The organism is Paraburkholderia sp. CNPSo 3076 (assembly GCF_026343935.1).
Lineage (GTDB): Bacteria > Pseudomonadota > Gammaproteobacteria > Burkholderiales > Burkholderiaceae > Paraburkholderia > Paraburkholderia nodosa.
In genome coordinates, this window is the sequence record NZ_JAPMAL010000027.1 from 198,335 (window position 1) to 224,703 (window position 26,369).

17 protein-coding genes and 1 pseudogene are annotated in these 26,369 nt (G+C 64.9%); 4 read left to right on the forward strand and 14 right to left on the reverse strand.

Going from position 1 to position 26,369, the window contains the following annotated elements; translation table 11 throughout:
- Nucleotides 1–24: 24 nt before the first annotated feature.
- The gene (gene uvrA / locus M3A49_RS29010; protein WP_266232076.1) at nucleotides 25–5,922 is read right to left on the reverse strand and encodes an excinuclease ABC subunit UvrA; all 5,898 of its coding nucleotides are present in this window, start codon (nucleotides 5,920–5,922) and stop codon (nucleotides 25–27) included.
- A 224-nt stretch (nucleotides 5,923–6,146) separates the two neighbouring features.
- Nucleotides 6,147–8,501, reverse strand: a complete 2,355-nt coding sequence (locus M3A49_RS29015) for a tetratricopeptide repeat protein (RefSeq protein WP_266232077.1) — start codon at nucleotides 8,499–8,501, stop codon at nucleotides 6,147–6,149.
- Nucleotides 8,502–8,728: 227 nt separating this feature from the next.
- On the opposite strand from M3A49_RS29015, the gene adhP reads away from it, so the two are divergent.
- Nucleotides 8,729–9,757 (forward strand): alcohol dehydrogenase AdhP, encoded by a 1,029-nt coding sequence (gene adhP / locus M3A49_RS29020; protein WP_266232078.1) that lies wholly within the window; start codon nucleotides 8,729–8,731, stop codon nucleotides 9,755–9,757.
- Between the two features lie 102 nt (nucleotides 9,758–9,859).
- On the opposite strand, the gene M3A49_RS29025 is transcribed toward adhP, so the two are convergent.
- The 4 genes from M3A49_RS29025 to M3A49_RS29040 all read right to left on the reverse strand — a co-directional run bounded on the left by M3A49_RS29025 (nucleotide 9,860) and on the right by M3A49_RS29040 (nucleotide 12,914).
- Entirely contained in the window at nucleotides 9,860–10,159 is a 300-nt protein-coding gene (locus M3A49_RS29025) for a putative quinol monooxygenase (protein ID WP_254355031.1), read from the reverse strand.
- A 42-nt stretch (nucleotides 10,160–10,201) separates the two neighbouring features.
- Nucleotides 10,202–11,299, reverse strand: a complete 1,098-nt coding sequence (locus tag M3A49_RS29030; protein ID WP_266232079.1) for an NADH:flavin oxidoreductase/NADH oxidase — start codon at nucleotides 11,297–11,299, stop codon at nucleotides 10,202–10,204.
- Nucleotides 11,300–11,480: 181 nt separating this feature from the next.
- Nucleotides 11,481–12,164 carry a type 1 glutamine amidotransferase domain-containing protein gene (locus M3A49_RS29035; protein ID WP_254355033.1) on the reverse strand — a complete coding sequence of 228 codons (684 nt, stop codon included), beginning with the start codon at nucleotides 12,162–12,164 and terminating at the stop codon, nucleotides 11,481–11,483.
- A gap of 147 nt (nucleotides 12,165–12,311) precedes the next feature.
- Nucleotides 12,312–12,914, reverse strand: coding sequence for a TetR/AcrR family transcriptional regulator (locus tag M3A49_RS29040; protein WP_254355034.1), 603 nt, complete (start codon nucleotides 12,912–12,914; stop codon nucleotides 12,312–12,314).
- Between the two features lie 107 nt (nucleotides 12,915–13,021).
- Here M3A49_RS29040 and M3A49_RS29045 point away from each other — a divergent pair, with 107 nt between their 5' ends.
- Nucleotides 13,022–13,672 (forward strand): SGNH/GDSL hydrolase family protein, encoded by a 651-nt coding sequence (locus M3A49_RS29045; RefSeq protein WP_266232080.1) that lies wholly within the window; start codon nucleotides 13,022–13,024, stop codon nucleotides 13,670–13,672.
- Nucleotides 13,673–13,781: 109 nt separating this feature from the next.
- On the opposite strand, the gene cyoD is transcribed toward M3A49_RS29045, so the two are convergent.
- The 5 genes from cyoD to M3A49_RS29070 all read right to left on the reverse strand — a co-directional run bounded on the left by cyoD (nucleotide 13,782) and on the right by M3A49_RS29070 (nucleotide 19,535).
- On the reverse strand, nucleotides 13,782–14,111 hold the full coding sequence (gene cyoD / locus M3A49_RS29050; protein ID WP_158759630.1) for a cytochrome o ubiquinol oxidase subunit IV: 330 nt from the start codon (nucleotides 14,109–14,111) through the stop codon (nucleotides 13,782–13,784).
- Nucleotides 14,112–14,723, reverse strand: a complete 612-nt coding sequence (gene cyoC, locus M3A49_RS29055) for a cytochrome o ubiquinol oxidase subunit III (RefSeq protein WP_266232081.1) — start codon at nucleotides 14,721–14,723, stop codon at nucleotides 14,112–14,114. It abuts the gene before it with no gap.
- Nucleotides 14,723–16,756, reverse strand: a complete 2,034-nt coding sequence (gene cyoB, locus M3A49_RS29060) for a cytochrome o ubiquinol oxidase subunit I (RefSeq protein ID WP_254355037.1) — start codon at nucleotides 16,754–16,756, stop codon at nucleotides 14,723–14,725. Before cyoB ends, cyoC begins: the two co-directional genes overlap by 1 nt.
- Nucleotides 16,757–16,763: 7 nt before the next feature.
- Nucleotides 16,764–17,651: a ubiquinol oxidase subunit II gene (gene cyoA / locus M3A49_RS29065; protein ID WP_028204958.1), complete on the reverse strand. Its 888-nt coding sequence runs from the start codon at nucleotides 17,649–17,651 to the stop codon at nucleotides 16,764–16,766.
- 339 nt (nucleotides 17,652–17,990) lie between these two features.
- On the reverse strand, nucleotides 17,991–19,535 hold the full coding sequence (locus tag M3A49_RS29070) for an NADH-quinone oxidoreductase subunit M (protein WP_254355038.1): 1,545 nt from the start codon (nucleotides 19,533–19,535) through the stop codon (nucleotides 17,991–17,993).
- 748 nt (nucleotides 19,536–20,283) lie between these two features.
- Between M3A49_RS29070 and M3A49_RS29075 the strand changes: the two genes are divergently transcribed.
- Both M3A49_RS29075 and M3A49_RS29080 read left to right on the forward strand, forming a co-directional pair.
- Nucleotides 20,284–20,763, forward strand: coding sequence for a hypothetical protein (locus M3A49_RS29075; protein ID WP_266232082.1), 480 nt, complete (start codon nucleotides 20,284–20,286; stop codon nucleotides 20,761–20,763).
- Between the two features lie 80 nt (nucleotides 20,764–20,843).
- Nucleotides 20,844–21,554, forward strand: a pseudogene (locus M3A49_RS29080) (MFS transporter); the annotation flags it as partial.
- Between the two features lie 85 nt (nucleotides 21,555–21,639).
- Here the strand turns inward: M3A49_RS29080 and M3A49_RS29085 are convergent.
- From M3A49_RS29085 to M3A49_RS29095, 3 genes are all read right to left on the reverse strand, one after another.
- A complete protein-coding gene (locus tag M3A49_RS29085; RefSeq protein ID WP_266232083.1) occupies nucleotides 21,640–23,040 on the reverse strand; it encodes a sugar efflux transporter in 1,401 nt (466 codons plus the stop codon).
- A 581-nt stretch (nucleotides 23,041–23,621) separates the two neighbouring features.
- Nucleotides 23,622–25,319, reverse strand: a complete 1,698-nt coding sequence (locus tag M3A49_RS29090) for an acid phosphatase (RefSeq protein ID WP_266232084.1) — start codon at nucleotides 25,317–25,319, stop codon at nucleotides 23,622–23,624.
- A gap of 149 nt (nucleotides 25,320–25,468) precedes the next feature.
- Nucleotides 25,469–26,350, reverse strand: a complete 882-nt coding sequence (locus M3A49_RS29095; protein WP_266232085.1) for a proteasome-type protease — start codon at nucleotides 26,348–26,350, stop codon at nucleotides 25,469–25,471.
- Between the last annotated feature and the right edge of the window lie 19 nt (nucleotides 26,351–26,369).

The window sequence follows — 26,369 nt, forward strand, 5'->3', positions numbered from 1 at the left end:
GCCTTTGCGGCCCGCTCCGTTCCTTTAGCGCGAAGCCGCTGCGCCGGTCGCGCGCCGCTCTGGTGCAGGTTTCCTTTCGGCAACGTTCACGTCGCCCTGGCCGCGCGCCAGGACGGGCGCGAGCGCCGCACCGGTATGGCTCGCCCGCACCTTCGCGAGCGCTTCGGGATCGGCCGCGGCGACGATCGTGCCGCCGCCCACGCCGCCTTCCGGCCCGAGATCGATGATCCAGTCGGCTTCGGCGATCACGTCGAGGTCATGCTCGATCACGACGACGCTATGCCCCGCGTCCGCGAGCCGGTGCAGCACGCTGATGAGGCGCGCCACGTCGGCCATATGCAGGCCCACCGTGGGCTCGTCGAGCACGTAGAGCGTGTGCGGCGCCTTCTGGCCGCGGCGCGTGATGTCGTCGCGCACCTTCGAGAGCTCGGTCACGAGCTTGATGCGCTGCGCCTCGCCGCCCGAGAGCGTGGGAGAAGGCTGGCCGAGCGTGAGGTAGCCGAGCCCCACGTCCTTCATGAGCTGCAACGGGTGCGAAATACTCGTGATCGAGCCGAAGAACTCCACCGCCTCATCGATTTCCATCGTCAGCACTTCGCCGATGTTCCGGCCGCGCCACGTCACGGCCAGCGTTTCCGGATTGAAGCGCTGGCCGTGGCACACGTCGCACGGCACCTTCACGTCGGGCAGGAAGCTCATGCCGATGGTGCGCACGCCCTGGCCTTCGCACGCGGGACAACGTCCGTCGCCGGTATTGAACGAGAAACGCGACGCGCTATAGCCGCGGGCGCGCGCCTCGAGCGTATCGGCGAAAAGGCGGCGGATCGCGTCCCACACGCCGATATAGGTCGCGGGGCACGAGCGCGGCGTTTTGCCGATCGGCGTCTGGTCGACTTCGAGCACTCGGTCGATGCTTTCCCACCCGCTAATCGAATCGCAGCCCTGCCACGTATGCGAAACCTCGAGCTTCGGCTTCGTGCTCGTGCGCGCGAGCACGCTCGAACGTCGTTCCGCCGCGCTCGGCGCTTTCTCCTTCACCGCCTTGCGCGCGCGGCGCTCGGCAGGCGAAGACAGCACCGAACGCCCCACGGCGTCGAGCAGATTGGAAAGCAGCACGTCGCGCGCGAGCGTGGACTTGCCGGAGCCGCTCACGCCCGTAATCGCCACGAGACGGCCGAGCGGGATCTGCGCGGTCACGTTGCGCAGGTTGTGCAGCTTGCCGCCATGCACGGTGAGCCATTGGCCCGGCACCGCCTCGCGTCCCGCGCGCGCAGGACGCACTTCGCGGCGCGGCTGCAGCGGGTGCTGGATCGGCTGCGCGAGATAGCGGCCCGTGAGCGAATCGGGCTGCGCCGCGAGATCGGCCACGCTGCCCTGCGCGACCACGCGGCCGCCGCGCTTGCCAGCGCTCGGACCGATGTCGATGATGTGATCGGCGCGCCGGATCGTGTCCTCGTCGTGCTCGACCACGACGAGCGTGTTGCCCTTCTCGCCGAGGCTGCGCAGCGCGTCGAGCAGGATCTGGTTGTCGCGCGGATGCAGGCCGATGGTCGGTTCGTCGAGCACGTAGCACACGCCCTGCAAGTTACTGCCCAGTTGCGCGGCGAGACGAATGCGCTGCGCCTCGCCACCCGAAAGGCTCGGCGCGGCGCGATCGAGGCTCAGATAGCCGAGCCCCACTTCTTCCAGGAACTGCAGCCGGCTGCGGATTTCGCTGACCACGTCGCGTGCGATCTGCGCGTCGCGGCCATTGAGCTTCAGCGTATCGATCCAGCCGCGCGTCTCCGCCACGGTCCACTGCGCGACGTCGACGATGGGATGCGCGTCGAACGTCACGGCGCGCGCCACCGGATTCAGGCGCGTGCCGCCGCAATCGTGGCACGGCTCGTCGACCATGCCGTCGGGTTCCTGCTCTTCCGAAGGCAAGGTTTGCTCGCGGCCACGGCCGTCTTCGGCGACGATCGTGTCGTCGTAGGCGGCGCGCTGTTCGCGCGTGAGCGCGAGGCCCGTGCCCACGCAGGTCGTGCACCAGCCGTGCTTGCTGTTGTACGAAAACATGCGCGGATCGAGTTCGGGATAGCTCGTGCCGCACACCGGGCAGGCGCGCCGCGTCGAAAGCACCTTCACCTCACCGATGCTCACCGTCGAACCGCCATTGCCAAGCACATGATCGAGGCCGTCGAGCGGCGCGAGCAAGTGCACGATGCCCTTGCCCGCTTCGAGAGTCGCGCCGAGCATCGTACGCAATTGCGCCTCGTTTTCAGGCTCGATCACGAGGTCGCCCACGGGCAACTCGATCGTATGCTCGCGGAAGCGGTCGAGCTTGGGCCACGGCGCGACGGACACGAATTCGCCATCCACGCGCAGATGTGTGTTGCCGCGCGCCTTCGCCCACTTCGCGAGATCGGTGTAGACACCCTTGCGATTGACGACGAGTGGCGCGAGCAAACCGACATGCTGGCCGCGATGTTCGCGCAGCAGCTGCGCGACGATCGCATCGACGCTCTGCGACGTGACAGGCGTGCCGTCATGCACGCAGTGCTGCACGCCTAGCTTCACGTATAGCAGACGCAGGAAGTGCCACACCTCGGAGGTCGTGGCGACCGTGCTCTTGCGTCCGCCGCGCGAAAGGCGCTGCTCGATCGCGACGGTCGGCGGAATGCCATACACGGCATCGACTTCGGGACGGCCCGCAGGCTGCACGATCGAACGCGCATACGCATTGAGCGATTCGAGGTAGCGCCGCTGGCCTTCGTGAAAGAGGATGTCGAACGCGAGCGTGGACTTGCCCGAGCCCGACACGCCCGTGATGACGTTGAAGCGGCCGTGCGGAATATCGACATCGAGCGCCTTGAGGTTGTGCTCGCGCGCATTCACGATACGCACCACATCCTCGCCCTGCACCTCGCGGCGCGCCTGCGCGGCACGCAATGCGGTTTGCAGCGCCACGCCCTCTTCTTCGGCGAGCAGTTCGACGCTGCTGCCAAGTGCGGCCTCATAGCGCTCGAGCGCCGCGCCCGTATGCGAACGCGGGCATGCGATCACGTCTTCGGGCGTGCCGACGCACACCACTTCGCCGCCGGCGTCGCCGCCTTCGGGACCGAGATCGATCAGCCAGTCGGCGGCGCGGATCACGTCGAGGTTATGTTCGATTACCAGCAGCGAATGACCGCCCGCGAGCAGCTTGCCAAAGGCGCGCATCAGCTTGGCGATGTCGTCGAAATGCAGACCCGTGGTCGGTTCGTCGAACATGAAGAGACGGCCGCCCGCTTCCTTGCCGCGCGACTGCGCAGTTTCGGCGAGATAGCCCGCGAGCTTCAGGCGCTGCGCCTCGCCGCCCGAGAGCGTCGGCACCGGCTGGCCAAGCTTCACGTATTCGAGGCCCACGTCCACGATAGGCTGGAGCACGCGCAACACTTCGGCATCCTCAGCGAAGCATTGCACCGCTTCGCTCACCGTGAGGTCGAGCACGTCCGCCACCGAAAGCGTACGGCCAGCGCGCTCGATCTTCACTTCGAGCACTTCCGCGCGATAGCGGCTGCCGTCGCAATCGGGGCAACGCAGGTACACATCGCTCAGGAACTGCATTTCGATGTGCTCGAAGCCCGAGCCGCCACAGGTCGGGCAGCGGCCTTCGCCCGAGTTGAAGCTGAACATGCCCGCCGTATAGCCGCGCTGTTTCGCGAGCGTCGCCTTGGCGAACAGCTTGCGGATCTCGTCGAACGCGCCGACATAGCTGGCCGGATTCGAGCGCGCCGTCTTGCCGATCGGCGACTGGTCGACGAACACGGCGTCGCTGATCTGCTCCGCGCCGCTCAGCTTGCGGAACGTGCCCGGCGCTTCCGTCGCTTTGCCCAGATGCCGCGCAAGCGCGGGATAGAGCACGTCCTGCACCAACGTCGATTTACCCGAACCCGAAACGCCCGTCACGCAAACGAGGCGCTGCAGCGGAATCTGCACGGTCACGTCGCGCAGGTTGTGCTCGCTCGCGCCTTCGAGCAGAAGGTTCGGCGTGGACGCGTCAACCGGGCGCCGCTCCCAGTGCGAAGCGTCGGCGACGGCGCGGTGGCCGCCCAGGTACTCGCCCGTCAGGGTGCCCGAGGAGCGGATATCGTTCGGCGTGCCGTCGTAGACGATCGTGCCGCCGCGCTCGCCAGGGCCGGGGCCCATGTCGATGAGGCGGTCGGCCGCGAGCATCACGGAAGGATCGTGCTCGACCACGACGAGCGTGTTACCCGCATCGCGCAGGCGATGCATCGCTTCGACGATACGATTGAGGTCGCGCGGATGCAGCCCGATACTCGGCTCGTCGAGCACGAACAGGGTTTTCGTGAGCGACGTGCCGAGCGCCGTGGTCAGGTTGATACGCTGCACTTCGCCGCCCGAGAGCGTGCGGCTCTGGCGGTCGAGCGTGAGATAGCCGAGGCCCACGTCGCAGAGATACTTCAGGCGCGTGCGCACTTCCTCGAGCAGCAGCTTCAGCGCATCATCCAGCAATGCTGAGGAAAGCGAAAGATTGTCGAAGAAGCGGCGAATGCGCTCGATCGGCAGCAGCATCACGTCGTGCACGGTGAGGCCCGGCAACGCTTCGAGTTGCGCGCGCGTCCAGTCCACGCCGTGCGGCAGGAAACGCCCCGAAGGCGCGAGCACGTCGTCCGCATTCTGCTGCGTGCCGAGGCGCCATTGCAGAGCCTCGGTTTTCAGGCGTGCGCCGCCGCAGGTTTCGCACGGCGTGTAGCTGCGGTACTTCGACAACAGCACGCGAATGTGCATCTTGTACGCCTTCGACTCCAGATACTGGAAGAAGCGCTTCACGCCGTACCACTGCGTTTGCCAGCTGCCCTTCCAGTCCGGCGCGCCGTTGATGACCCAGTCGCGCTGCGCCTGCGTCAGTTCCGACCATGCGGTATCGCGCGGAATGCCGGCCTTCGCGGCGTAGCGCATCAGGTCGTCCTGGCATTCCTTCCACGCCGGCGTTTGCAGCGGCTTGATCGCGCCACCGCGCAGCGTCTTGCGCTCGTCGGGGATCACGAGGCCCCAATCCACGCCGATCACGCGGCCAAACCCGCGGCACGCGTCGCAGGCGCCGTAGGCCGAGTTGAACGAGAACAACGCGGGCTGCGGATCGGCGTAGCGCAGATCGCTGTCCGGGCAATGCAGCCCCGTCGAGAAGCGCCAGATCTGCGGCTCGGCCGCGGCTTCGGCGTCGCCGCTCTCGAGCACGTAAATGTTGACACGCCCGCTGCCGCGCTTGAGGGAGGCTTCGATCGCCTCGATCGCGCGGCTCTTCTCCACGTTCTGCATGCGCAAGCGGTCGGCGACCACGTCGAGCAGCTTGCGTGTGCCTTCGGCGGTCTTCACCTCGCGCTGCGCCTGGACGCGCGTATAGCCGCTCGCGGAGAGCCACTGCGCGACTTCCTCCTCGGTGGTCGTATCGGGCAACTCGACTGGAAACGTGACCACGAGACGCGGGTCGCCCGCGGCCGTACGCGCCATCAGTTCGGCGTAAATCGTCTCCGGCGTGTCGTGGCGCACAGGCTGCGCCGTGACACGGTCGAACAGATTCGCTGCGCGCGCGTACAGCAGCTTCAGGTGGTCGTTCAGTTCCGTCATCGTGCCGACCGTGGAGCGCGAACTGCGCACCGGGTTGGTCTGGTCGATGGCGATGGCGGGCGGCACGCCGTCCACGCGATCGACCTGCGGCCGGTCCATGCGGTCGAGGAACTGACGCGCGTAAGCGCTGAACGTTTCGACGTAACGGCGCTGGCCTTCTGCGTAAAGCGTGTCGAAGACGAGGCTCGACTTACCCGAGCCCGAAGGCCCGGTGACGACCGTCATTTCGCCGGTGTGCAGGTCGAGGTCGAGGTTCTTGAGATTGTGCTGGCGGGCACCACGGATTCGGATGGATCGGTTTTCGCTCACTTGCGCTGGCATTCCGGCTGGATCACACGCGTGGGGCCGGACGGCGCGCGAAATGGGGCGAATACGCGGCGCGGCCCGGCAACTTGCAGCGCGGCGCGCGCGGGAAATCGGCGCGCGGCCCTGGCTGTCAGGCTAGGATTCTACTGTATATTTATACAGCACGCTGGAGGGCCGTTCGGCTGAGTCCCCGCCGCCGGTTGCCCGTATTTGCGCGCCAGATCGTCCTATTGCGCCGCGGCGCGCCACATGCCTTCGTACGCCGCCTCGACGCCACGCGCGAAGCGTTCGCCGTCCATCAGCGGCGAATTCGCCATGCGTTCGCGCAGCGTCGCGCGCAGATTCGCGAGGCGCGGCAGGTCGTTCGCGAGACTCGCCGCCGTCTCCACGAAGGCGTCGTCGGAATCGGCGGCCAATTCGGTAAGGCCGAGGTTCGCGAGCTGGCTCAAGCCCGCGCGCCCCGCCACGGTCGGCCCGATGCGCGTGATGACGGGCACCCCCATCCACAGCGCGTCGAGCGAGGTGGTATGGCCGTTGTACGGCAACGTGTCGAGCCCGAGATCGACCTCGTGATAGCTGCGCAGATAATCGGCGCGCGGCCGGAAGGGCAGGAACCGCACGCGCGCCGAGTCGATGCCGGCCCGCGCGAGCCGCTGTGCGAGGCGGCGCCTCGCTTCGCCCTCGGCGGCCATGAGCACGAGGCGCGCCGCAGGCAAGCGGGCGAGTACACGAGCCCACAGATTCAGTGTCGTATCGGTGAGCTTGCATGGGTTATTCAAGCTGCCGAACGTGACGTGTCCCGCACTCGATGCCGGCGGCGCATTCACTTCGGGTTCCGAAGCAAGTGGGTCATAGCACCAGAACGTGTGCGGCAAACGCCACGACTTTTCGCTGTAGTGGCTATCGTGCGCAGGCGGATCGAGCCACGGATCGGTCAGCCGCCAGTCCATCGCGCCGATTCCCGTCGTGCCGGGATAGGCGAGCCAGGCGACCTGCACCGGCGCCGGCTTGCGCGCAAACAGCAGAGGCCGGCCATCGGACATGTGCATCGTGAGATCGACGAGGACATCGATGCCGTCCGCACGGATCCGGTCCGCCAGCGCCGCGTCGCTCAATGTGCGCACGTCGTGCCACTCGTCGACGTGCGCGGCAAGTCGCGCGGTCGTCGCATCGGGCCTGACCACGCTCGAATACGCGTGAATCTCGAAGCGCGTGCGGTCGTGGTGGGCGAACAGCGGCATCATGAACAATGCCTGGCAATGCTCACGAAAATCGCCCGATACGTAACCGATGCGCAAGCGCCTTCCCGCCGCGGCTTCGACAGGCGCCTGCGTGTGTTGCACGCCGAGCGGCGCTTCGTGCTGCGCGGACCACCGTCTCGCCTCGTCGAGAATCACCTGCGGATCTACGGCCTGGAACGACAATGCGTACAGAAGGTTGCTATGCGCGATGAGGTTGCCGGGCTCGCTCGCCACTGCCCGGCGAAAGCATTCGATGCCTCCGTCCAGGTCCCCGCAGTCCTTGAGCACGTTGCCGAGATTGTTGAGCGTGGCCGAGCGGGATGGATCGAAGTCGAGGGCCTGGCGCAACAGCGCTTGCGCCTCGTCGAGGCTGCCGAGCGTGCGCATCAGGTTGGCGGCGTTGTTGAACGCGTCGACGAAATCCGGCCGGGCGCGGATGGCCGTTTCGTACGCTACGCGTGCAGCCTGATAATCACCGAGATCGCGGCAGACATTCCCAAGGTTGTTGGCCGCTTCCGCATGCGCCGGGTCGAGCGCGAGCGCGCGGCGATACTGCGCTTCGGCGTCGCGCAGACGGCCGCGCGCCTGCAGCGCGACGCCGTAGTTGTAGGCCGCATGCGCGATAGGAGGTTCGATGGCCAGCGCGCGTTCGAGCAGGGGCAACGCCTCGTCCAGACGCTCGAGGCGCGTCAGCAGCACGCCGAGGTTGATCATCGCGACGGCCGTGTCCGGCGCGGCCGCCAGCGCAGCGCGCAAGCTTTCGAGCGCCTCCTCGTCCTGCCCCGCTTCCTGCAGCAGCGTGCCGAGGTTCGTCAATGCGTTGGCATCGCCCGGTTGCAAGGCGAGTGCGCGGCGATACGCGGTCTGCGCCTCGCCGGAATCGCCCAGCAGACGCAGGCCATTGCCGAGGTTGTTCCAGGCGTCGGCCCGGTTCGCCTCGCGCTCGAGCGCGGCCCGCCACGCCGCCACCGCTTCCGCCAGCGCACCCTGCGCCTGCAGTGCCGCGCCGAGCCCGCACCAGAGATCGGCGGACGACGCGTCGTCCGCCAGCAGAGCGCGATAGATCTGCGCCGCATCGGCATGGCGCGCGGCCATGGCATAGGCCTGCCCCAATGCTTCGCGGTAGCGCCGCTGACCGGGCTCGACGGCGAGCGCGCGCTGCAGCCAGCCGATCGCATCGACCGGCGCGCCTTCCTGCAAGCCGATCACGCCGAGGCGAAACATCGCACCCGCGTGCGCTGCATCGGCTTCGAGCAATTGCGTGTACAACTGACGCGCGCGCGGCAGGTCGCCGGCGAAATGGCTCTCACCGGCGCGTTCGAAAAGGGAGTCGTTCTGCATCGGGGTCACTGAATTCGTGCAACGGAGTCGTTACCAAACCTTGCCCAATATTAACGGCAGTTTCTTTCGAAAACTTCTCACCCGTTTCATTACCAACTATTGAGCACGTTCATCGCAGACGAAAAACCTTTCCTTCAAACTTGAAAGGCAGGCGGACGTGCGGCGACACCGCGATGCGCAACGCATCCGGCCGCCCGCCGCCACTCAGCTTCGACAGGAGCCCGACGATGAGCAAGACGATGCAAGCCGCGGTAGTCCGCGCATTTGGCAAACCCCTCGTGCTGGAAGAAGTGGCCGTCCCCACCCCGGGACCCGGCGAGCTGCTCGTGAAAATCGAGGCGTGCGGCGTGTGCCATACGGACCTGCACGCCGCGCACGGCGACTGGCCCGTGAAGCCGCAGCCGCCGTTCATTCCCGGTCACGAGGGCGTGGGCTATGTCGTGGGTGTGGGCGCGGGCGTCACGCACGTGAAGGAAGGCGATCGCGTCGGCATTCCGTGGCTCTATTCGGCATGCGGCCATTGCGACCATTGCCTCGGCGGTTGGGAAACGCTTTGCGAGCAGCAGCAGAACACCGGCTATTCGGTCAATGGCGGCTTCGCGCAGTACGCCAAGGCCGACGCGAATTACGTCGGTCTGCTGCCGAAAAATATCGACTTCATCGAAATCGCACCCGTGCTCTGTGCCGGCGTGACGGTCTACAAGGGCCTGAAAGTCACCGACACGCGCCCCGGCAACTGGGTCGTGATTTCCGGCGTGGGCGGCCTCGGCCACATGGCCGTGCAATACGCGCGCGCGATGGGGCTCAACGTCGCCGCCGTCGATGTCGACGATACCAAGCTCGAACTGGCGAAACGCCTCGGCGCAACCGTGACGGTCAACGCGAAAACCACCGATCCCGCTGCGTATCTGAAGAAGGAAATTGGCGGCGCGCACGGCGTGCTCGTTACCGCGGTCTCGCCCATTGCGTTTTCGCAGGCGCTCGGCATGGTGCGCCGGGGCGGCACGGTGTCGTTGAACGGCCTGCCGCCCGGCGACTTTCCGCTGCCGATCTTCGACATGGTGCTGGGCGGCGTGACGGTGCGCGGCTCGATCGTCGGCACGCGTCTCGACCTTGAAGAGTCGCTGATGTTCGCACAGGAAGGCAAGGTCAAGGCAACCGTCTCCACCGACAAGCTGGAGAACATCAACGACGTGTTCGCGCGCATGGAGCGCGGCGCGATCGAAGGCCGCGTCGTGCTCGATATGGCGGGCTAGGCAGCGCACGGCCGCTCAATGAAAAACGCGCCGGACACCGCTGCAAAGCGATGTCCGGCGCGTGACTGGATCGCCGCAACGATTGCGGCAAGAAGCGCGGCCTCAGTCCGCGACGTCCACGCCCTTCAATAGCTTCACCTCAGGCGGTTCCGTCACCCACGCACCGATCTTCGCGCGGTACGCCACGAAGTGCGCGCTTTCGCGATGCGCCTGCACTGCGACTTCGTCGACATAGGTCTCGTAAAGGTAAAAACCCGGCGCGCCATCGGCGCGGCGCAGCAGGTCGTAGCGCAAGTTGCCCGGTTCCTTGCGCGTGTGCGAAACCATGTCACGCATCAGCGCCTCCACGTCGGCGACGTGCTCGGACTTCGGCGTGATGCTCGCGAATAGATAGACGGTCATCGGCATTCCCTCATCGTCAACGGTTGTACCGGTCGGCAACATTCAGCCAACCTTGTAGCGCTCGAGCCAGTGCGCGTACGGCGCGGGCAAGGTCCACGCGGCGCGTTCGACGCCCAGTTCCTGGGCCGCGAAATACGGCCAGTGCGGATTCGCGAGATGCGCGCGCCCGACCATCACGACGTCGAGTTGCTCCTTCGCCACCGAGCGCTCGGCCAGTTCCGGCGTGCCGATACCCCATGCCGACGACACCGGCAGGCCGGCTGCGCGACGCACCTTTTGTGCGATCGGCGCGAGGAACGCAGGCGCCCACGGAATCTGCGCGGCGGGCGTCGAGAAACCGACGCTCACGCCCAGCATGTCGAGGCCTTCGCGCTTGAAGCCCTTGGCCAGTTCGATCGATTCGGCCAGCGTTTCCTCGTCGCGGCCATCGTACTCGATCACGCCAAAGCGCGCCGTCAGCGGCAGATGCTCCGGCCAGACCTTGCGCACGGCGGCCAGCGTTTCCAGCAGGAAACGGCTGCGGTTTTCGAGGCTGCCGCCATAGATATCGTCGCGCTGGTTCGAATGCGTCGAGAAAAAGCTCTGGCCGAGGTAGCCGTGCGCAAAGTGCAGTTCGAGCCATTCGAAGCCGGCTTCGAGCGCGCGCCTGGCCGCGGCCACGAAGTCCTCACGCACGCATGCGATGTCGTCAAGCGTCATCGCCTTCGGCACCTTCGGCAGATGCGCGCCAAACGCCGTTGCCGAGGGCGCGATGGTCTGCCAGCCGCGCGCGTCGCCTTCGGCGATGTGGTCGTCGCCTTCCCACGGGCGGTTCGCGCTCGCCTTGCGGCCCGCGTGCGCAATCTGGATGCCGGGCACCGCGCCCGCCGCCTTGATCGCCGCGACGGTAGGCTTGAACGCCTCCATCTGCGCGTCGTTCCACAGGCCCGTGCAAGCCGGCGTGATGCGGCCTTCGGGCGAAACCGCCGTCGCCTCGACGATCACGAGGCCCGCGCCGCCGCGCGCGATCTGCGCGTAGTGGACGTGGTGCCAGTCGTTGATCACGCCATCGACAGCCATGTACTGGCACATCGGCGGCACGGCGATGCGGTTGCGCAGGGACACGCCCTTGAGCTTGAACGGTTCGAACAATGCGGACATCTACAGCTCCTTTCTTGGCACAGGTCGCGCGTCGCGCGGCGCCTGCGCCGGTTGGCAAAAACGGGATTTCCTTGCGGCAACGCGCAGCCGGACACGCGCTGCGAGCGCGCCTCGCAGCATTGCCGAAAGGAAATCGAGGGAAGCGAACGCGCTCGCCAAAGACGAGCGCGTTCGCGCAACATCAAGCGCGGCGCAGCGCCGCGAGCAAGGCTTCGGCAACCGGCTCCGACGAAGCCGGATTCTGGCCCGTGATGAGCAGGCCGTCGGTTGCGACGTGCGCTTGCCAGTCGGCGGCCTTCGAGTACTGGCCGCCGTTGGCCTTGAGCATGTCCTCGACGAGGAACGGCACGACGTCCGTCAATTGCACGGCGGCCTCTTCGTCATTCGAAAAACCGGTGACCGACTTGCCGGCCACGAGCGGCCGGCCGTCCGCCCCCTTTACGTGACGCAGCACGCCCGGCGCATGGCAGACAGCGGCGACAGGCTTGCCCGCGGCGATCGTCTTTTCGATCAGCGCGATCGAAACCGGATCCTCGGCCAGGTCCCAGAGCGGGCCGTGGCCACCAGGGTAGAACACGGCGTCGAACGCGCTTGCGTCGATATCGGCGAGACGTTTCGTATTGGCAAGCGCCGCTTGCGCCTCGGTATCGGACGCGAAACGCCGCGTCGCATCGGTCTGCGCGGAGGGATCGCTGCTCTTCGGATCGAGCGGCGGCTGGCCGCCCTTGGGCGATGCGAGCGTGAGTGCAGCGCCAGCGTCGCGCAGCGCGTAGTACGGCGCGGCGAATTCCTCGAGCCAGAAGCCCGTCTTCTTGCCCGTGTTGCCGAGGTCCTCGTGCGAGGTCAAAACGATCAGTACCTTCATCGGCCTTCCTTTCTGGGTTGGGTTCGGGCGCTCGCACGCCCTTCGGAAACCGGTCTCTTCATACACTATTAGACCGGTCGTCTAGATATTGCGCACAATGCGCGACAATCGCGCGCACCTCACGCGCTGCCGCGGCTTCGCGTTCGATTAGTCGCTCGGAGGCAGGTTCAACAGGATGCGCGTGGTCGCCATGGCGGCGTCGAGCGGCTTGCGGTCGCGGTGGATCTTCTCGAGCAGAGTCGCGCCGAGCCACAGTTCGTAGAGCGTCACCGCCATGGTCGCGGCGTCGTTCACGCCCACGAGCGAGCCATCCGCGCGGCCTGCCTCGAGACATGCGGCAATGCGCGAGATCGTCGCGTCGGTGCCGAGACGCAGCGCCTCGCGCATCGCCTCGGACAGGTCGCTGACCTCCGCACCCAGTTTCACCGCGAGACATTTGCCCACCGGATCGTCGGCGCATTGGATCAGCCGCCAGTCGTCCCAGTAGCGCATCAGCTTCTCGGCTGCCGTGCCCGGCGCGCGCACGAGCAGATCGTCGAGACGCTCCGCATACTCGGCGAAATATGACGTGAGCAACGCTTCGCCGAACGCTTCCTTCGAGCCGAAATAGTGATAGAACGACCCTTTAGGCACACCGGCGGCCGCGAGGATCTCATTGAGTCCGACTGCGGAAAAGCCCTTGCCCAGCAGTATGGGCATGGCGGTATCGAGGATGTGTTGCCGCACTTCAACGGCTGCCGCTGCATTCATGAGGCGACATGTTACAGAGCGATTAGACCAGTCGTCTAGTAATCTCCCATGATGAGTAGTGGCATTGCATCGCGCCCCGCAACCAGGTAACCAGGAAGAGGCAACCCATGACGTCACGCACCCTGCTCTGTTACGGCGATTCCAATACGCACGGCACGAAGCCGCTGACCGTGCCCGGCGTCTCCGAGCGATTCGGCCCCGCCGACCGCTGGCCCGGCGTACTGCGTGAGGCGCTCGGGCCAGGCTGGATGATCATCGAGGAAGGCCTGCCCGCGCGCACCACGGTTCACGACGATCCCATCGAAGGACGGCACAAGAACGGGCACGCCTACCTGCGCCCATGCCTCGAAAGCCAGTTGCCGGTCGACGTGGTCGCGCTGATGCTCGGCACCAACGACCTCAAGACACGCTTTTCCGTCACGCCCACCGACATTGCGAACTCGGTGGACGTGCTGCTCGAAACGCTCGTCGCGTGTCGCGCGGGTCCGGGCGGCTCGACGCCGCACGTGCTGCTCATGTCGCCGGCACCGATCGAAGAGATTGGCTTCCTCGGCGATATCTTCACAGGCGGCGCTGCCAGGTCGCGCCTGCTTGCCCCGCTTTACGAGCGCGTCGCCGTGAAGTACGGCTCGGCGTTTCTCGACGCCGGCGAATTCGCCACCGTCAGCCCTACTGATGGCATTCACTACGAAGCCTCGCAACACCACCGGCTCGGCAAGGCCGTCGCGGAAGTCGTGCGTCAGCGCTTCGGCGCATAAGCGCCTGGCAGGCCGCAAAAAAAAACGCCGCCGGCCTGAAGGCCCGGCGGCGTTTCCATTTGCGCTTCACCCGAAGCGAGCGAAGCGCAAGTCCAGCAACGATGAGCGCTTAACGCGACATCATGTTCATGCTGACGTTGTGCATGACCCACAGCGTACCGACGACCACGATCAGGACCGTCAACACCGTGAAGCCAAATGCCGTCACGTTCCAGCGCTGACCCGACGACGTGTTCATGTGCAGGAAGAACACGAGGTGAACCACGATCTGCACCACAGCCAGCACGGCAAGGCCGAGCAGCGCGGTTTCGCGCGGGAAGCCGCCATGCAGCACGAGCCAGAACGAAGCGGCCGTGAGCACCACCGCCAGGACGAAACCTGCCAGGTAGCTGCCTACGCTGCCGTGGCTTTCTTCTTCATGGATGGAATGAGCACTCATTTAGATCACGCTCGCAAGGTAAACAAAGGAGAACACGCAGATCCAGACGATGTCCAGAAAGTGCCAGAAAAGGCTCAGGCACGTGAGGCGGCGCAGTTCGCGCTCGCCCAGCGTCGGGACCTTCGCGACCTGAACCATCAGGACGATCATCCAGATCATGCCCATCGTCACGTGGATACCGTGCGTGGCGACCAGCGTGAAGAACGACGAGAGGAACGCGCTGCGGCTCGGGCCCGCGCCTTCTTCGATCAGGTGCGCGAATTCATGCAGTTCGAAGTACAGGAAGGTCGCGCCCAGCGCGAACGTGATGGCCAGCCACAACAGAACCTGGCCGTTGCGCTTCTTGTACGCCGCAATCATCGCGAAACCGTACGTGATGGACGACAGCAGCAGCACTGCCGTTTCCATGGCCACGCCCGGAATGTCGAACAGGTCCTTGCCCGTCGGGCCGCCTGCGAACTGGTTCTGCATCACGGCGAACACTGCGAACAGCGAGCCGAACAGAATACAGTCCGTCATCAGGTACAGCCAGAAGCCGAACACCGAGTGTGACGGCGGGTGATCGTGGTGATCGTGCTCCGCGAGTGCGGCCGCACTAGTTTTCGTCAACATCAGTTGGCCTCCAGTGCTGCTTCAACCTTGCCACGGCGTTGCTTGTCTTCGAACGCCTTGACCAGTGCGCGGCTGCGCATTTCTTCGTCTGCCCGGACCTTGGCGGCCGGGATGTAATAGCCTTCGTTCTTCTGGAAGCTGTACGCGATGGCCGTGCCGACAATGCCGACGAAGCCAACGATCATGAGCCACCAGATGTGCCAGATGCCAGCAAAGCCGAGCACCAGGCTGAAGAAACCGATGAACACACCCGCGCTCGTGTTCGAGGGCATGTGGATGTCGGTGTACTTCGTGTTCGCGACATCCACGGTTTCGCGGCCGGTTTCCTTCAGGTGCGCAAACTCGTCGAGTTCGCTCACGTGCGGAATGATCGCGAAGTTATACGACGGCGGCGGCGACGACATCGCCCACTCCAGCGTACGGCCACCCCACGGATCGCCCGTCAGGTCGCGGTTTTCCGGCAGGTTGCGGTCGCGGATCGACACGTACAGCTGCAGCAGCTGGTGCGCGATGCCGATTGCCACGAGCACGGCGCCAACCCACGCGATGATCATCCACGGCTGCCATGCCGGATTGTCGTAGTGATTCAGACGGCGGGTTGCGCCCATGAAGCCCAGCACGTACAGCGGCGTAAAGGCAACGTAGAAGCCCGAGAGCCAGAACCAGAACGCGCGCTTGCCGAGCTTTTCGTTGAGCTTGAAGCCGAACGCCTTCGGGAACCAGTAGTTGAAGCCGGCGAGGTAGCCGAACAGCACGCCGCCGATGATCACGTTGTGGAAGTGAGCAATCAGGAACAGCGAGTTGTGCAGCACGAAGTCCGCGCCCGGGATCGCCATCATCACGCCGGTCATGCCGCCGATGGTGAAGGTGACCATGAAGCCGATCGTCCAGAGCACCGGCGAGGTGAACTCGAGGCGGCCGCGGTAGATCGTAAACAGCCAGTTGAAGATCTTCACGCCCGTCGGGATCGCGATGATCATCGTCATGATGCCGAAGAACGCATTGACGTTCGCGCCCGAACCCATCGTGAAGAAGTGGTGCAGCCACACGAGGAACGAGAGCACCATGATCGAGCAGGTCGCGTAGACCATGGTCTTGTAGCCGAACAGCGGCTTCTTCGCGTAGGTCGCAACGACTTCCGAGAAAATACCGAACGCCGGCAGGATCAGGATGTACACCTCGGGGTGACCCCAGGCCCAGATCAGGTTCAGGTACAGCATGGCGTTGCCGCCGCCGTCATTCGTGAAGAAGTGCGTGCCGATGTAGCGGTCGAGGCCGAGCAGCGCGAGCGTCACGGTCAGGATCGGGAACGCGGCCATGATCAGCACGTTCGTGCACAGCGCCGTCCACGTGAACACCGGCATCTTCATCATCGTCATGCCGGGGGCACGCATCTTGATGATGGTGACGAAGAAGTTCACGCCGGTCAGCAGCGTGCCGACACCCGAGATCTGCAGCGCCCACAGGTAGTAATCGACCCCTACCCCAGGACTGTACGCAAGCTCCGAAAGCGGCGGATACGCGAGCCAGCCGGTCTGCGCGAACTCACCCACGACGAGCGAGATCATCAGCAGGATGGCGCCGACTGCGGTCATCCAGAACGACAGCGAGTTCAGGAACGGGAACGCGACGTCGCGTGCGCCGATCTGCAGCGGCACGATGATGTTCATCAGGCCGACCATGAAGGCCATCGCCATGAAGAAGATCATGATCACGCCGTGCGCCGTGAAGATCTGGTCGTAGTGGTGCGGCGGCAGGTAGCCCGGCGCGTTGTACGCGAGCGCGAGCTGGGTACGCATCATGATTGCGTCGGCGAAGCCGCGCAGCAGCATGATGAGGGCGAGGACGATGTACATCACGCCCAGACGCTTGTGGTCGACGCTCGTCAGCCACTCCGTCCACAGATATTTCCACTTACCGAAGTAAGTGACGGTGCCGAGCACCAATGCGCCGATGAGCGCCATGCCGATCATCGTGCCGACGATAATCGGCTCGTGATACGGAATGGCATCCAGTGTAAGTTTTCCGAACATGCTTGGCTTACCCCTTGGTCACGCACGACGGGTCACTGAAATTCGTGACGTGGCCGTTGTTGTACTTCGCGATGATGTTGTTGAAGAGCTTCGGGTCGACCGTCGAGAAGTACTCAACCGGAGCCTTCTCGCTCGGCTGTGCGACCGTTGCGTATTGATCCATGGAAAGCTGCGTCTGCGACGCCTTCACCTTCTGGACCCACGCGTCGAAGTCTTGCTGGCTCGTCGCGAGCGTGCGGAACTTCATGTCCGAGAAGCCCTTGCCGCTGAAATTCGCCGAGAGGCCGGCGTAGTCGCCAGCGTGGTCGGCGATCAGGTGCAGACGCGTCTGCATGCCAGCCATCGCATAAACCTGGGTGCCAAGCTGCGGGATGAAGAACGAGTTCATCACCGAATCCGACGTGATGCTGAAGTTCACCGGCGTGCCGACGGGCACGGCCAGCTGGTTCACCGTCGCGATACCGAGATCCGGGTAGATGAACAACCACTTCCAGTCGAGCGCCACAACTTCGACGTTGATCGGCTTGACGTTCGATTCGAGCGGCTTGTAGGGGTCGAGCTCGTGCGTGGTGTTCCACGTGAGCACGCCGAGGAAAAGAATGATCAGCGTCGGGATGGTCCAGACGACGATTTCGATCGCCGTCGAGTGCGACCACTTCGGCGCGTAGGTGGCGCTACGGTTCGACGCGCGGTAGCGGTACGCGAACCAGAGCGTCAGGATGATCACGGGGATCACCACGATCAGCATGGCCCATGTGGAGGTAGCGATCAGCTGCTTTTCCGCCACGCCCACACTTCCCTTGGGGTCAAGGAGCTCCATGTTGCATCCGGAAAGACACAAGGCCAATCCGGCGCTTACGGGAAGCAGTAACCTTTGAAAGGTCGTTCTTTTCATCACGTTTGCCTGAATTTCATTCATTGAATTGTTCCGGACGCGTCCCCTGACATCCGACAAAGGAAGCGCGCCCGCATCATACAGCCGCTTTGATATTTCGCAATCAATGAATGTGGAAAATGACCTTTGTCAAAAGAAGATTGAGACACTTTGTCGCATGTGTTCGCGAGGTTTGTCGCGCCTCGGAAACACACGCACGTCGCGCCCTGCTCTGCCCTTGACAGCGGGCCGCCGCGGCTATGTTTCGAATCTCAAGATTCGAAAACTCCTGGACGCAGCAACGCGCCGCACCGCCTGGAGGCGATGCGGCGCGTTGGTTGCGCCGTCAATCTTCAGTGATCACGTCGGCGAGTGCGCAGCACGAACGTCCGTGCCCGCACGCACTGCGTCAGCAGGCGCTGCATCGTCGACGGGTTGCTTGCTGCGACCGGCCTGGGTGACGAGGTTCGCCGCCGAGAGCTCGATCGCGTCGGTCATCGGCTTCGGGTAGAGGCCGATTGCGAGCACGAACGCTGCAAGCGAAGCGAAGATCAGCGTTTCGCGGCGGCCGATGTCGGCCAGCTTCGCAACGCCCTTGTTCGCTACAGCGCCAAAGATCACGCGCTTGTACATCCACAGGGTGTACGCAGCGCTCAGGATGACGGTCGTCGCGGCGATCGCGCCGACCCAGAAGTTCACGCGGATCGCGCCCATGATGACCATGAACTCGCCCACGAAGCCCGACGTGCCCGGCAGGCCGAGGTTGGCCATGCAGAACAGCATCATGAAGGTGGCGTAACGCGGCATCACGTTGACGACGCCGCCGTAAGCCGAGATCGTGCGCGTCTTCGTGCGGTCGAACAGCACGCCGATCGAGAGCAGCATGGCGCCCGAGACGAAACCGTACGAGATCATCTGCACGATCGCGCCTTCGGTGCCGATCTGGTTGAAGAGGAACAGGCCGAGCGTGACGAGCCCCATGTGGGCGACCGTCGAGTACGCGAGCAGCTTGGTCATGTCGGTCTGCGCGAGCGCGAGCAGGCTCGAGTAGACCACGGCCACGAGCGAGAGCGTGATGATCGCCGGCGCGAAGAAGTGCGCGGCGTCAGGTGTGATCGGCAGCGTGAAGCGCAGGAAGCCGTAGCCGCCAAGCTTGAGCATGGCCAGCATCACGGTCGCGCCGGTCGGCGCTTCGAGGTGGACGTCGGGCAGCCAGGTGTGGAACGGCCACATCGGGACCTTCACCGCGAAGGCCGCGAAGAAGCCGATGAACACCAGGATCTGCGGGATGAAGCCGAGCGTGAGGTTGTGCCACGCCGACATGTCGAAGGTGTGCGACTGGCTGTAGAGGTACAGCATCGACACCAGCATCAGCAGCGAGCCGGCGAGCGAGAAGAAGAAGAACTTGACCGCGGCGTAGGTGCGGCGGGCATTGCCCCACGAGCCGATCAGCAGGTACAGCGGGATCAGCGTGGCTTCGAAGAACACGAAGAACAGCATCCCGTCGGTCGCGGCGAAGGTGCCGACCATCAGGCCCGAGAGAATCAGAAACGCGCCGAAGTACTGGGCCACGCGCACCGTGATCGATTCCCACGAGGCGATCACGATCACGAGCGTCGTGAACGCGGTGAGCACCACGAGCCACATCGAAATGCCATCGATCCCGAGTCGCCACGCCACACCGAACTCAGGCAGCCATTCGCGGAATTCGACGAACTGCATGCCGGCCGCGTGGTTATCGAAGCCGGAGATGAGCGGGAGGGTCAGCAGCAGACCGACGACGGCGCCAACGAGCGACAGCCAGCGGGCACGCTGCGGATGACGATCCGACCCGAGGCGCAGCACGGCCACGCCGAAGAGGATGGGAATCCAGATCGCCAGACTCAGGAATGGAACGGATTGCATTTCAACGGGACCTCAAAAATGCGGAGCAAATAGCTTCCACGGCGCACGATCAGGTGCGCAAGCAACTTGAAAGATTGACGCGGGGTGAAAATCGAACCAGGCTGGCTGTAATGTATTTGTCAGCGACGAGGCGAAATGCAACACACGTTCAAGGGTTAACGAGGGTAAACGGAATACGGAAGTTTTGCAGCGCAACAACACGGGCCGGATCGATGGTTGACACAAGTCATTGTTTTTATTCAGAAACGTACTAAGAGAAAAAACAACAAACAGGCTGTTTCAGCCCATTTTTGATCGCGAAAGCAACGCTTTCGACCTCCTGGGCGCCATGACGCGCGGCAGGCTGTCACGCTGCGCGGCCCGAATAATACCTTACTTGTTTCTTTCGGTTCAATGACTTATGCAGCGGAGTATGGCCCCCGACAGCCACCAAAACGTGTGCCAGGGCCGCCCCGCGCGCCCTGGCGCGGTGCAAAAAAAAGCCCCGGCCTTCATGGGGCCGGGGCCAACTCTCACGTTGCGCCAGAACACTGGAACACGCATGACGGGCACTTTAACGACTTGTGTCCCCGTAATTAAGGGCGTTGGCTGGAACAGTCCCTTCCCGGTTGCGCGAGGTCATCTCCCTCCGCCAGCCTCTTTTTTACAAATGAGAATCATTTGCATTTAGACAAGATTTATCCCAGAATAGAGCCCATGCCGGACGACCCGGCGCCACCCGAATGATTTGTGCGGGACCGGAGGCTCCATGAACTACACCGCCCCTTTCGCGAGAAATGACACGCTGATCGACGACACCTTCGTCCATCACCCCGACACCGCCGAGCAGACCGTCCTGCGCGCGGTGCGCACCTGGCTGCGCCCGCACTGCGACGCCTACGCCAAAGCCGAAAACTGGCGCGGCGTGCTCGCCGACGCGGGGCTCGGCGCGGAAGGTTTCGGCTATTTCGATCTGCTGATGAGCACCCTGTGCCGCGCCTCGTGCCGCCCGCTCGACACGCGCTGCCGCTGCGCCTCCGAACTCGCGAAGGACGAAGGATCGCTGCTGCAGGTGATCGCGCTCCTGCAGTCCACTCGCAGCGAGGCCGCCGTGCAGCTCCTCAACGACTGGCTGCCGATGCCGAGCGTGAGCGGCATGCTCAAGACCGCGCGCTGGTTCGCCATCGCGCTGCTCGACGCGGGATTGCGATTGAGCGACCGCTCGCGCCGCGTTACCTACATGCACTGACACAGGCACTGACTGGCCCGCACAGCATGAGCTCATAACCAAAAACGATTTGGGCGCGCGCCGCGCGGACCAGCGCCGCGGCCAGGCCGGCGCGCGTAGCGTCGTGGAAGAACGACGGCGCGCTGCTGCGCGGCGTCTACACGCGGCGCACGGTGCTCGCCACGGTCATCGGCGTGGCTTCTTCGTTCGCGTACAACGCGGTCGCGTTCGGCCTGCCCGTGATCATCTCGAGCTTCCTCGCGCAGTCCATGCTCACGACGATGCTCGCCTCGCTCGTGCTCAATCTCGGCTTCGCCTTCGTGGGCGGGCTGATCGCCGTGCGTATCGTGCCGCGCTTCGGTGCGTGGAAGCTCACCGTGTGGGGCTATGCGATCCAGTTCGTGGCGCTCGTCGGCCTCGCGATCGTCGGCAAGCCGGCGACGGCACCCGAAGTCGTCAGCGCGGTCGCCCTGCTTGCCGCGTTCCTCTTCGGCCAGGGCGTCGGCCCCGGTTCGCACAGCATGACGTTCGCCTCGCTCGGCTACCCGACCTCGCTGCGCGGCGTGGGTGTCGGCTTCAACCAGACGCTCATGCGCACCAGCTCGACAGTCTCGCTGTTCCTGTTCCCGGTGCTCGCCGCCGCGCTCAGCACGCGCGTGTTCTGGATCATCGCGGTCGCGCCGCTCGCGGGGCTCGCGGCGTTGCTCTCGATTCGCTGGGAGCCTTCGGGCTATGACGTCGATGCGGAAGACTTCGACGCCGCAACGCCCGCGCAAGCGCTCGCCGCGCGGGACGCAGAAACGGTGCAGTAAATGTCGATGAAGGGCGGTGCGTTTGCAGCAGCACCGCCCTTTTCTTCGAATGAAATTGCCTGGCAATCCAAAGTCATGCCGGGGATCAATCCCGCTTGCTTGAGCGCTCACGCAGATAACGCCTCACAGCACGCGCCATCTTCGGATACTGCTCGCCGGGTACGGCGAACAACACGAGCGCACACAGCGCGAGCGCGCCGCAAAAAAGAAACGTGCCGCGATAACCGAACGCCTGCACGAGCATGCCGGAAAGCACGCCTGAAAGTATCGAGCCGAGCCGCGACGCGTTGAAAAACAGCGCCGTTGCCCGCCCGGGCGACGACGGCATCAAATCCTGCACGAAGGTCATGCCAAGACACGACGTAACGGCAACCACGAAGGCGTTGAGGATCTGCATCGGGATCAACGCGTGCACGCCCGGCGCCAGCGACATCGCGACGAAGTAGACGGCATGCACCGCAGCGCAGGCGGCCAGCCACCATGGCTTGTTTAGCACCGAGGCGCGCGCGCCGAGCGCGAGCATCATCGGTATCTCCATGAGCGCGCCGAGGCCGAGCATGATCGACACATCGATGCGCGTGCCCTGCAGGCCATGCACGATGTAGAGCGGCAGCACGATCATCGTCGCGTTGGCGGCCAGTCCGACGAGTGTGAGCGCCACGATCGCGCGCATGATGTCTTTCTGCGAACCCTCCGCGGCGAGCTCCGGCGCGCGCGCTGCCCTGGCCTTCGCTTTTGCCGTTGCCGCCGCCGGGCGCGTCGCGGGGTCGCGAGGCGCACCCGGCTGCACTTCGGCTTGCGTGAGCGGCTGGCCCGCGTACTGCGCGCCGATCTCCTGCGCGACTTCGCCCGAGGTGGGACGCGCCATCAAATGCTGCGCGGCGTGTTCGTCGTGGCGCGGCTCGCGCATGCGCCAGACGATCGTGCCGCAAGCCGCGAAGCTCGCCGCCGCGAACAGGAACAGCCCGTAGAAGTTCGTGGCGGCCAGCACGAGCGCGCCAACCGCGGGCCCGAACACCCACGCGGCGGAGAGAATCGTGCGCAGCGTCGCGCTCGCAAAGGTCCGCTCGGCGTCGTCGCTCGCGGGCAGCGCCGCGCGGCTGAACGAGAACACGAGCGAGAGCGCGCAACCGCCCGCGCCAATGAACGCAATGCCCACGAGCAGCAGAAGCCGGTAATCGCGCACGACGCACAGGCAGAGATAGCCGAGCGTGGCGGCGCACAGCGAGACGAGCAGCAGGGTTCGGTGCTTGCCGGTGGCGTCGCTCCAGCGGCCCGCCGCGGTGCTCGCGATCACACCGCTCGTGGCGATGGCGGTCATGAACACGCCGAGCCGGAACGGTGTCATGCCGGCGCGCTCGACGCCGAAGAGCGAGAGGTAAGGCGCGGTGAAGGACATCGCCACGCCGAGCATCAGGGTGGCGCCGGCGAGTGGCAGGAAACCAGGAATACGCAGAAGACCGGCAAAGCGCGAGTTTTTGAGCACGGCGCGGCGCGTAGTGACGAGAAGAGAGTTGCCCGTGCACGCGCGGTCACGCGACGGCCATATCGACGGCGATTATCGGGCCGAACTCCCACACTGTGCAAGGTTGAACCGGCCGCGATCAACATCTGGGTGCGCTATCCACAACTTTGGTGGACAGCCTTGTGCGTAACCCTGGGACGACTGCACCAAGTGTTTGATGCGATTCGGATTGTGGGCGGCGTTGCCGATTGTGGCAGCGACGGCGTCTCGCGGGAAAGGTGCGGGGGGTTTTCCACAGATTTTGTTGAGAGCCCTGTTAGCAACTTCTGGACATCCGCATCAAGTCCTTGAATGGAAACGGGAAGCTCGCAAACGACATAGAAAATGCATGTTTTTTGCGCAGCAAAGTTGTCCACAGTTTTTGGTGACAAACCTGTTGATAACCGCCTGGCGAGCGCGCCAACTCATTGATCGGATGGAGAGTTCGTCGCTTGTGTCGCGCTTGCATCAATTTGCGTTCCGGATGGGCAACCCGGGGCGGCGGCGCAAACGTTTCGCGACGGCCACCGCCCTCTGCCCTTCGATGCCTCCATGCGCAGCGCTCAGGCCAGATCGAGTGCCGCCGTGAGATCGCCCGGTGGCGTCTGCTCTCGCGAGAGGAACGTCTGATCACGCGCAGCCACGCCGTCGAGCGGCGCGAGCCCATGCACGCGGCTGATGAAGCGCAGGATCGAAACCGTGTCGTAGAACGTGTGATCGACGTAGCCCTTCTTCGCGAACGGCGCGATCACGAGCGCGGGGACGCGCGAACCCGGACCCCAGCGGTCGCCCAAGGGCGGCGCGACCGGGTCCCACCAGCCGCCGTTCTCGTCGTGCGTCACCACGATCATCGTGTTCGCCCATTGCGGGCCGCGCTGGATGCGCTCGATCACGGTCGCGATGTGGCGGTCGCCCGACTCGACGTCCGCATAGCCGGCGTGCATGTTCAGGTTGCCCTGCGGCTTGTAAAACGTCACGGCAGGCAAGCGCCCTGCGTCGATGTCCGCGAGCAGACGGTTGGTCGACGGATCGTCGCCGAGACCCGCATCGCGCAGGTGACGCGCACGCGCGGCCGTGCCCGGCGCGAAGTTGGCAAAGTAGTTAAACGGCTGGTGGTGATACTGGAAGTCGGGCACTGCGCGCGTGTCCTGATGGTCCAGCGCGAACTGCCAGGCGCCGCTATACCAGGCCCAGTCGACGCCCTTCGCAGAGAGCCGGTCACCGATCGTCGCGTAGGTCTGCGGGCGCAGCACGCGTGGATTGGACGGATCGGCGAGCGCCGGGTTGCCGTCTTCCGACGGGCGCACGTTGCTCGGCTGATATGGCGGCGCCATCGTGTTGACGGCGTAGCCGTCGGGCGTGAAGAGGCCGTCGTTCACGAACTTCGGCGGTCCGTCGAGCGCCGAGGCCGGCGAGTTCGGCGCAACCTTCAGGCGCGTGCCGGTGGGATCGTCGCCCTCCACGACGGAGGCGAGATGCTTGGCGGCGCTCGTCTGGATGTCGGCGTATTGCGGCACCTGCGCCGAGATCAGGAAGATGTGGTTGAGCCATGAGCCGCCAAACGCGGCCATGAAGAAGTTGTCGCAGAGCGTGTACTGCTGCGCGATATTCCAGAGCCGCAGCGTCTGCGCGGAGTTCTCGTAGAAGCCCATGACGAGGCCGCCCGAGTCGCCCCACGCGGCGAACTGGTTGTTGCGCCCCGCGTTGATCTGCATCTGGTTCTGATAGAAGCGATGGATCAGGTCGCGCGTGATGATGCCGTTCGGCAACGGATGGCCGTGCGCGTCCACGATACGAAACGGCCGGTTGGAGAGTCCCCCGATCTGATGCTCCGCAATCATGTAGCGCTTGCCATCCAGCTCCTGCGCCTGGGGCACGAGGCCGCCCCAGATCTTCGGCAGCTGCGGCAACGGCGTCTTGCCGTCGCGATCGAGCTGCGTGTAGCGCTCCGCGCTCACATTCGCGAGCGGGGTTTGCACGCCGGGATAGTTGCCGTACAGATTGACGAAGCTGCGATTCTCCGCGTAGATCACGACGATCTGGCGCACCTGGTCGCGCAACGCGGCATCGACGCGCGCGTCGGCTGCGCTGCGCGGCGCGCCCGCCGCGCTCTGCGCCGGCGTCTCGCAGCCGCCGAGCGCGAGGCCCACGCCAACCGCCGCCAGCCCGCCGAGCACGCGGCGGCGCGCGGGGTCGTCCGGACCGACGGGAATGGAAGGTTCTTCGGGACGCCCGTTGTTTGATTCGTCGTTCCGCTTCATCAGCCTGCCTCCGGTGCCATGCCCGTAAGGGCGAGTCGAGGGGACGCGCAGTGCGCGCGGCGTACCGCGAATATTACGCAGGAGGATACCGGTTCCGCAGTTGGCAATGCAAAAAGGAAGCTCGCAAGCGCTGCACTGAAGCAGCCCTTTTAGCCGTCGCGCGGCATACGCGGCGCGCTTGCAGCGCCGTGCGGCTGGGCTTGCGCGAGCGTTTGCGCGGGACGCGGTTCGCTCGCGTGCCCCTCATGCGCGGCGCGCGGGGCACCGGGCAACGTCGTGCGCTCGTGGCGCGGCACATCGCCTTCGTCGGTCCAGAGCGGATCGGGAATCTCGCCGAAGACCTGGCGCAGCCGCTCGCCCCACGTCGAATGGATCATCTGGAAATAGGCATTCGACTGGTCGAGCGACGCGTATCGCGTCACACGCAGCGCGTCTCGCTCGTACACGAGCAGGTCGAGTGGCAGACCGACCGAAAGGTTCGAGCGCAGCGTCGAGTCCATGGAGATGAGCGCGCATTTCGCGGCCTCGTCGAGCGGCGTGCCCGGCGTCAGCACGCGGTCGATGATCGGCTTGCCGTACTTCGACTCGCCGATCTGGAAATACGGATTGACGCTCGACGTCTCGATGAAATTGCCGGCCGCGTAGATCTGGAACAGCCGCATGGCATGGCCGCCGATCTGGCCGCCGAGAATGAAACTGCAGTTGAAGTCGACGTTGAAGGTCTTGAGCGCTTGCGCGTCGCGCCGGTGCACCTCGCGCACGGCCTCGCCCACCACGCGCGCGGCCTCGACCATGGTCGGCGCGCTCCAGAGCGTCGCGCGCCCCGCGTCCTGCGGCTCGGTCAGCACCTGCAGCGTGGCCTGCGTGATGGCCAGATTGCCCGCGACGAGCAGCACGAGCACGCGCTCGCCGGGCGCTTCGAACACGGCCATCTTGCGCGACGTGCTGATGTGATCGACACCCGCATTCGTGCGCGTGTCCGAGAGAAACACGAGCCCCTCGTCCACTGCCATTGCCACACAGTACGTCATGCGCCTCCCTCCCCGTCCC

Excerpts from the sequence above, each read along its gene's own strand:
- M3A49_RS29025 (WP_254355031.1), bottom strand. The coding sequence starts at position 10,159 with ATGACCGTCTATCTATTCGCGAGCATCACGCCGAAGTCCGAGCACGTC.
- cyoC (WP_266232081.1), bottom strand. The coding sequence starts at position 14,723 with ATGTTGACGAAAACTAGTGCGGCCGCACTCGCGGAGCACGATCACCAC.
- M3A49_RS29090 (WP_266232084.1), bottom strand. The coding sequence starts at position 25,319 with ATGAAGCGGAACGACGAATCAAACAACGGGCGTCCCGAAGAACCTTCC.
- M3A49_RS29040 (WP_254355034.1), bottom strand. The coding sequence starts at position 12,914 with ATGAATGCAGCGGCAGCCGTTGAAGTGCGGCAACACATCCTCGATACC.
- M3A49_RS29070 (WP_254355038.1), bottom strand. The coding sequence starts at position 19,535 with ATGCAATCCGTTCCATTCCTGAGTCTGGCGATCTGGATTCCCATCCTC.
- M3A49_RS29045 (WP_266232080.1), top strand. The coding sequence starts at position 13,022 with ATGACGTCACGCACCCTGCTCTGTTACGGCGATTCCAATACGCACGGC.
- M3A49_RS29095 (WP_266232085.1), bottom strand. The coding sequence starts at position 26,350 with ATGACGTACTGTGTGGCAATGGCAGTGGACGAGGGGCTCGTGTTTCTC.
- cyoD (WP_158759630.1), bottom strand. The coding sequence starts at position 14,111 with ATGAGTGCTCATTCCATCCATGAAGAAGAAAGCCACGGCAGCGTAGGC.
- cyoB (WP_254355037.1), bottom strand. The coding sequence starts at position 16,756 with ATGTTCGGAAAACTTACACTGGATGCCATTCCGTATCACGAGCCGATT.
- adhP (WP_266232078.1), top strand. The coding sequence starts at position 8,729 with ATGAGCAAGACGATGCAAGCCGCGGTAGTCCGCGCATTTGGCAAACCC.
- M3A49_RS29030 (WP_266232079.1), bottom strand. The coding sequence starts at position 11,299 with ATGTCCGCATTGTTCGAACCGTTCAAGCTCAAGGGCGTGTCCCTGCGC.
- cyoA (WP_028204958.1), bottom strand. The coding sequence starts at position 17,651 with ATGAAAAGAACGACCTTTCAAAGGTTACTGCTTCCCGTAAGCGCCGGA.
- M3A49_RS29035 (WP_254355033.1), bottom strand. The coding sequence starts at position 12,164 with ATGAAGGTACTGATCGTTTTGACCTCGCACGAGGACCTCGGCAACACG.
- M3A49_RS29075 (WP_266232082.1), top strand. The coding sequence starts at position 20,284 with ATGAACTACACCGCCCCTTTCGCGAGAAATGACACGCTGATCGACGAC.
- M3A49_RS29015 (WP_266232077.1), bottom strand. The coding sequence starts at position 8,501 with ATGCAGAACGACTCCCTTTTCGAACGCGCCGGTGAGAGCCATTTCGCC.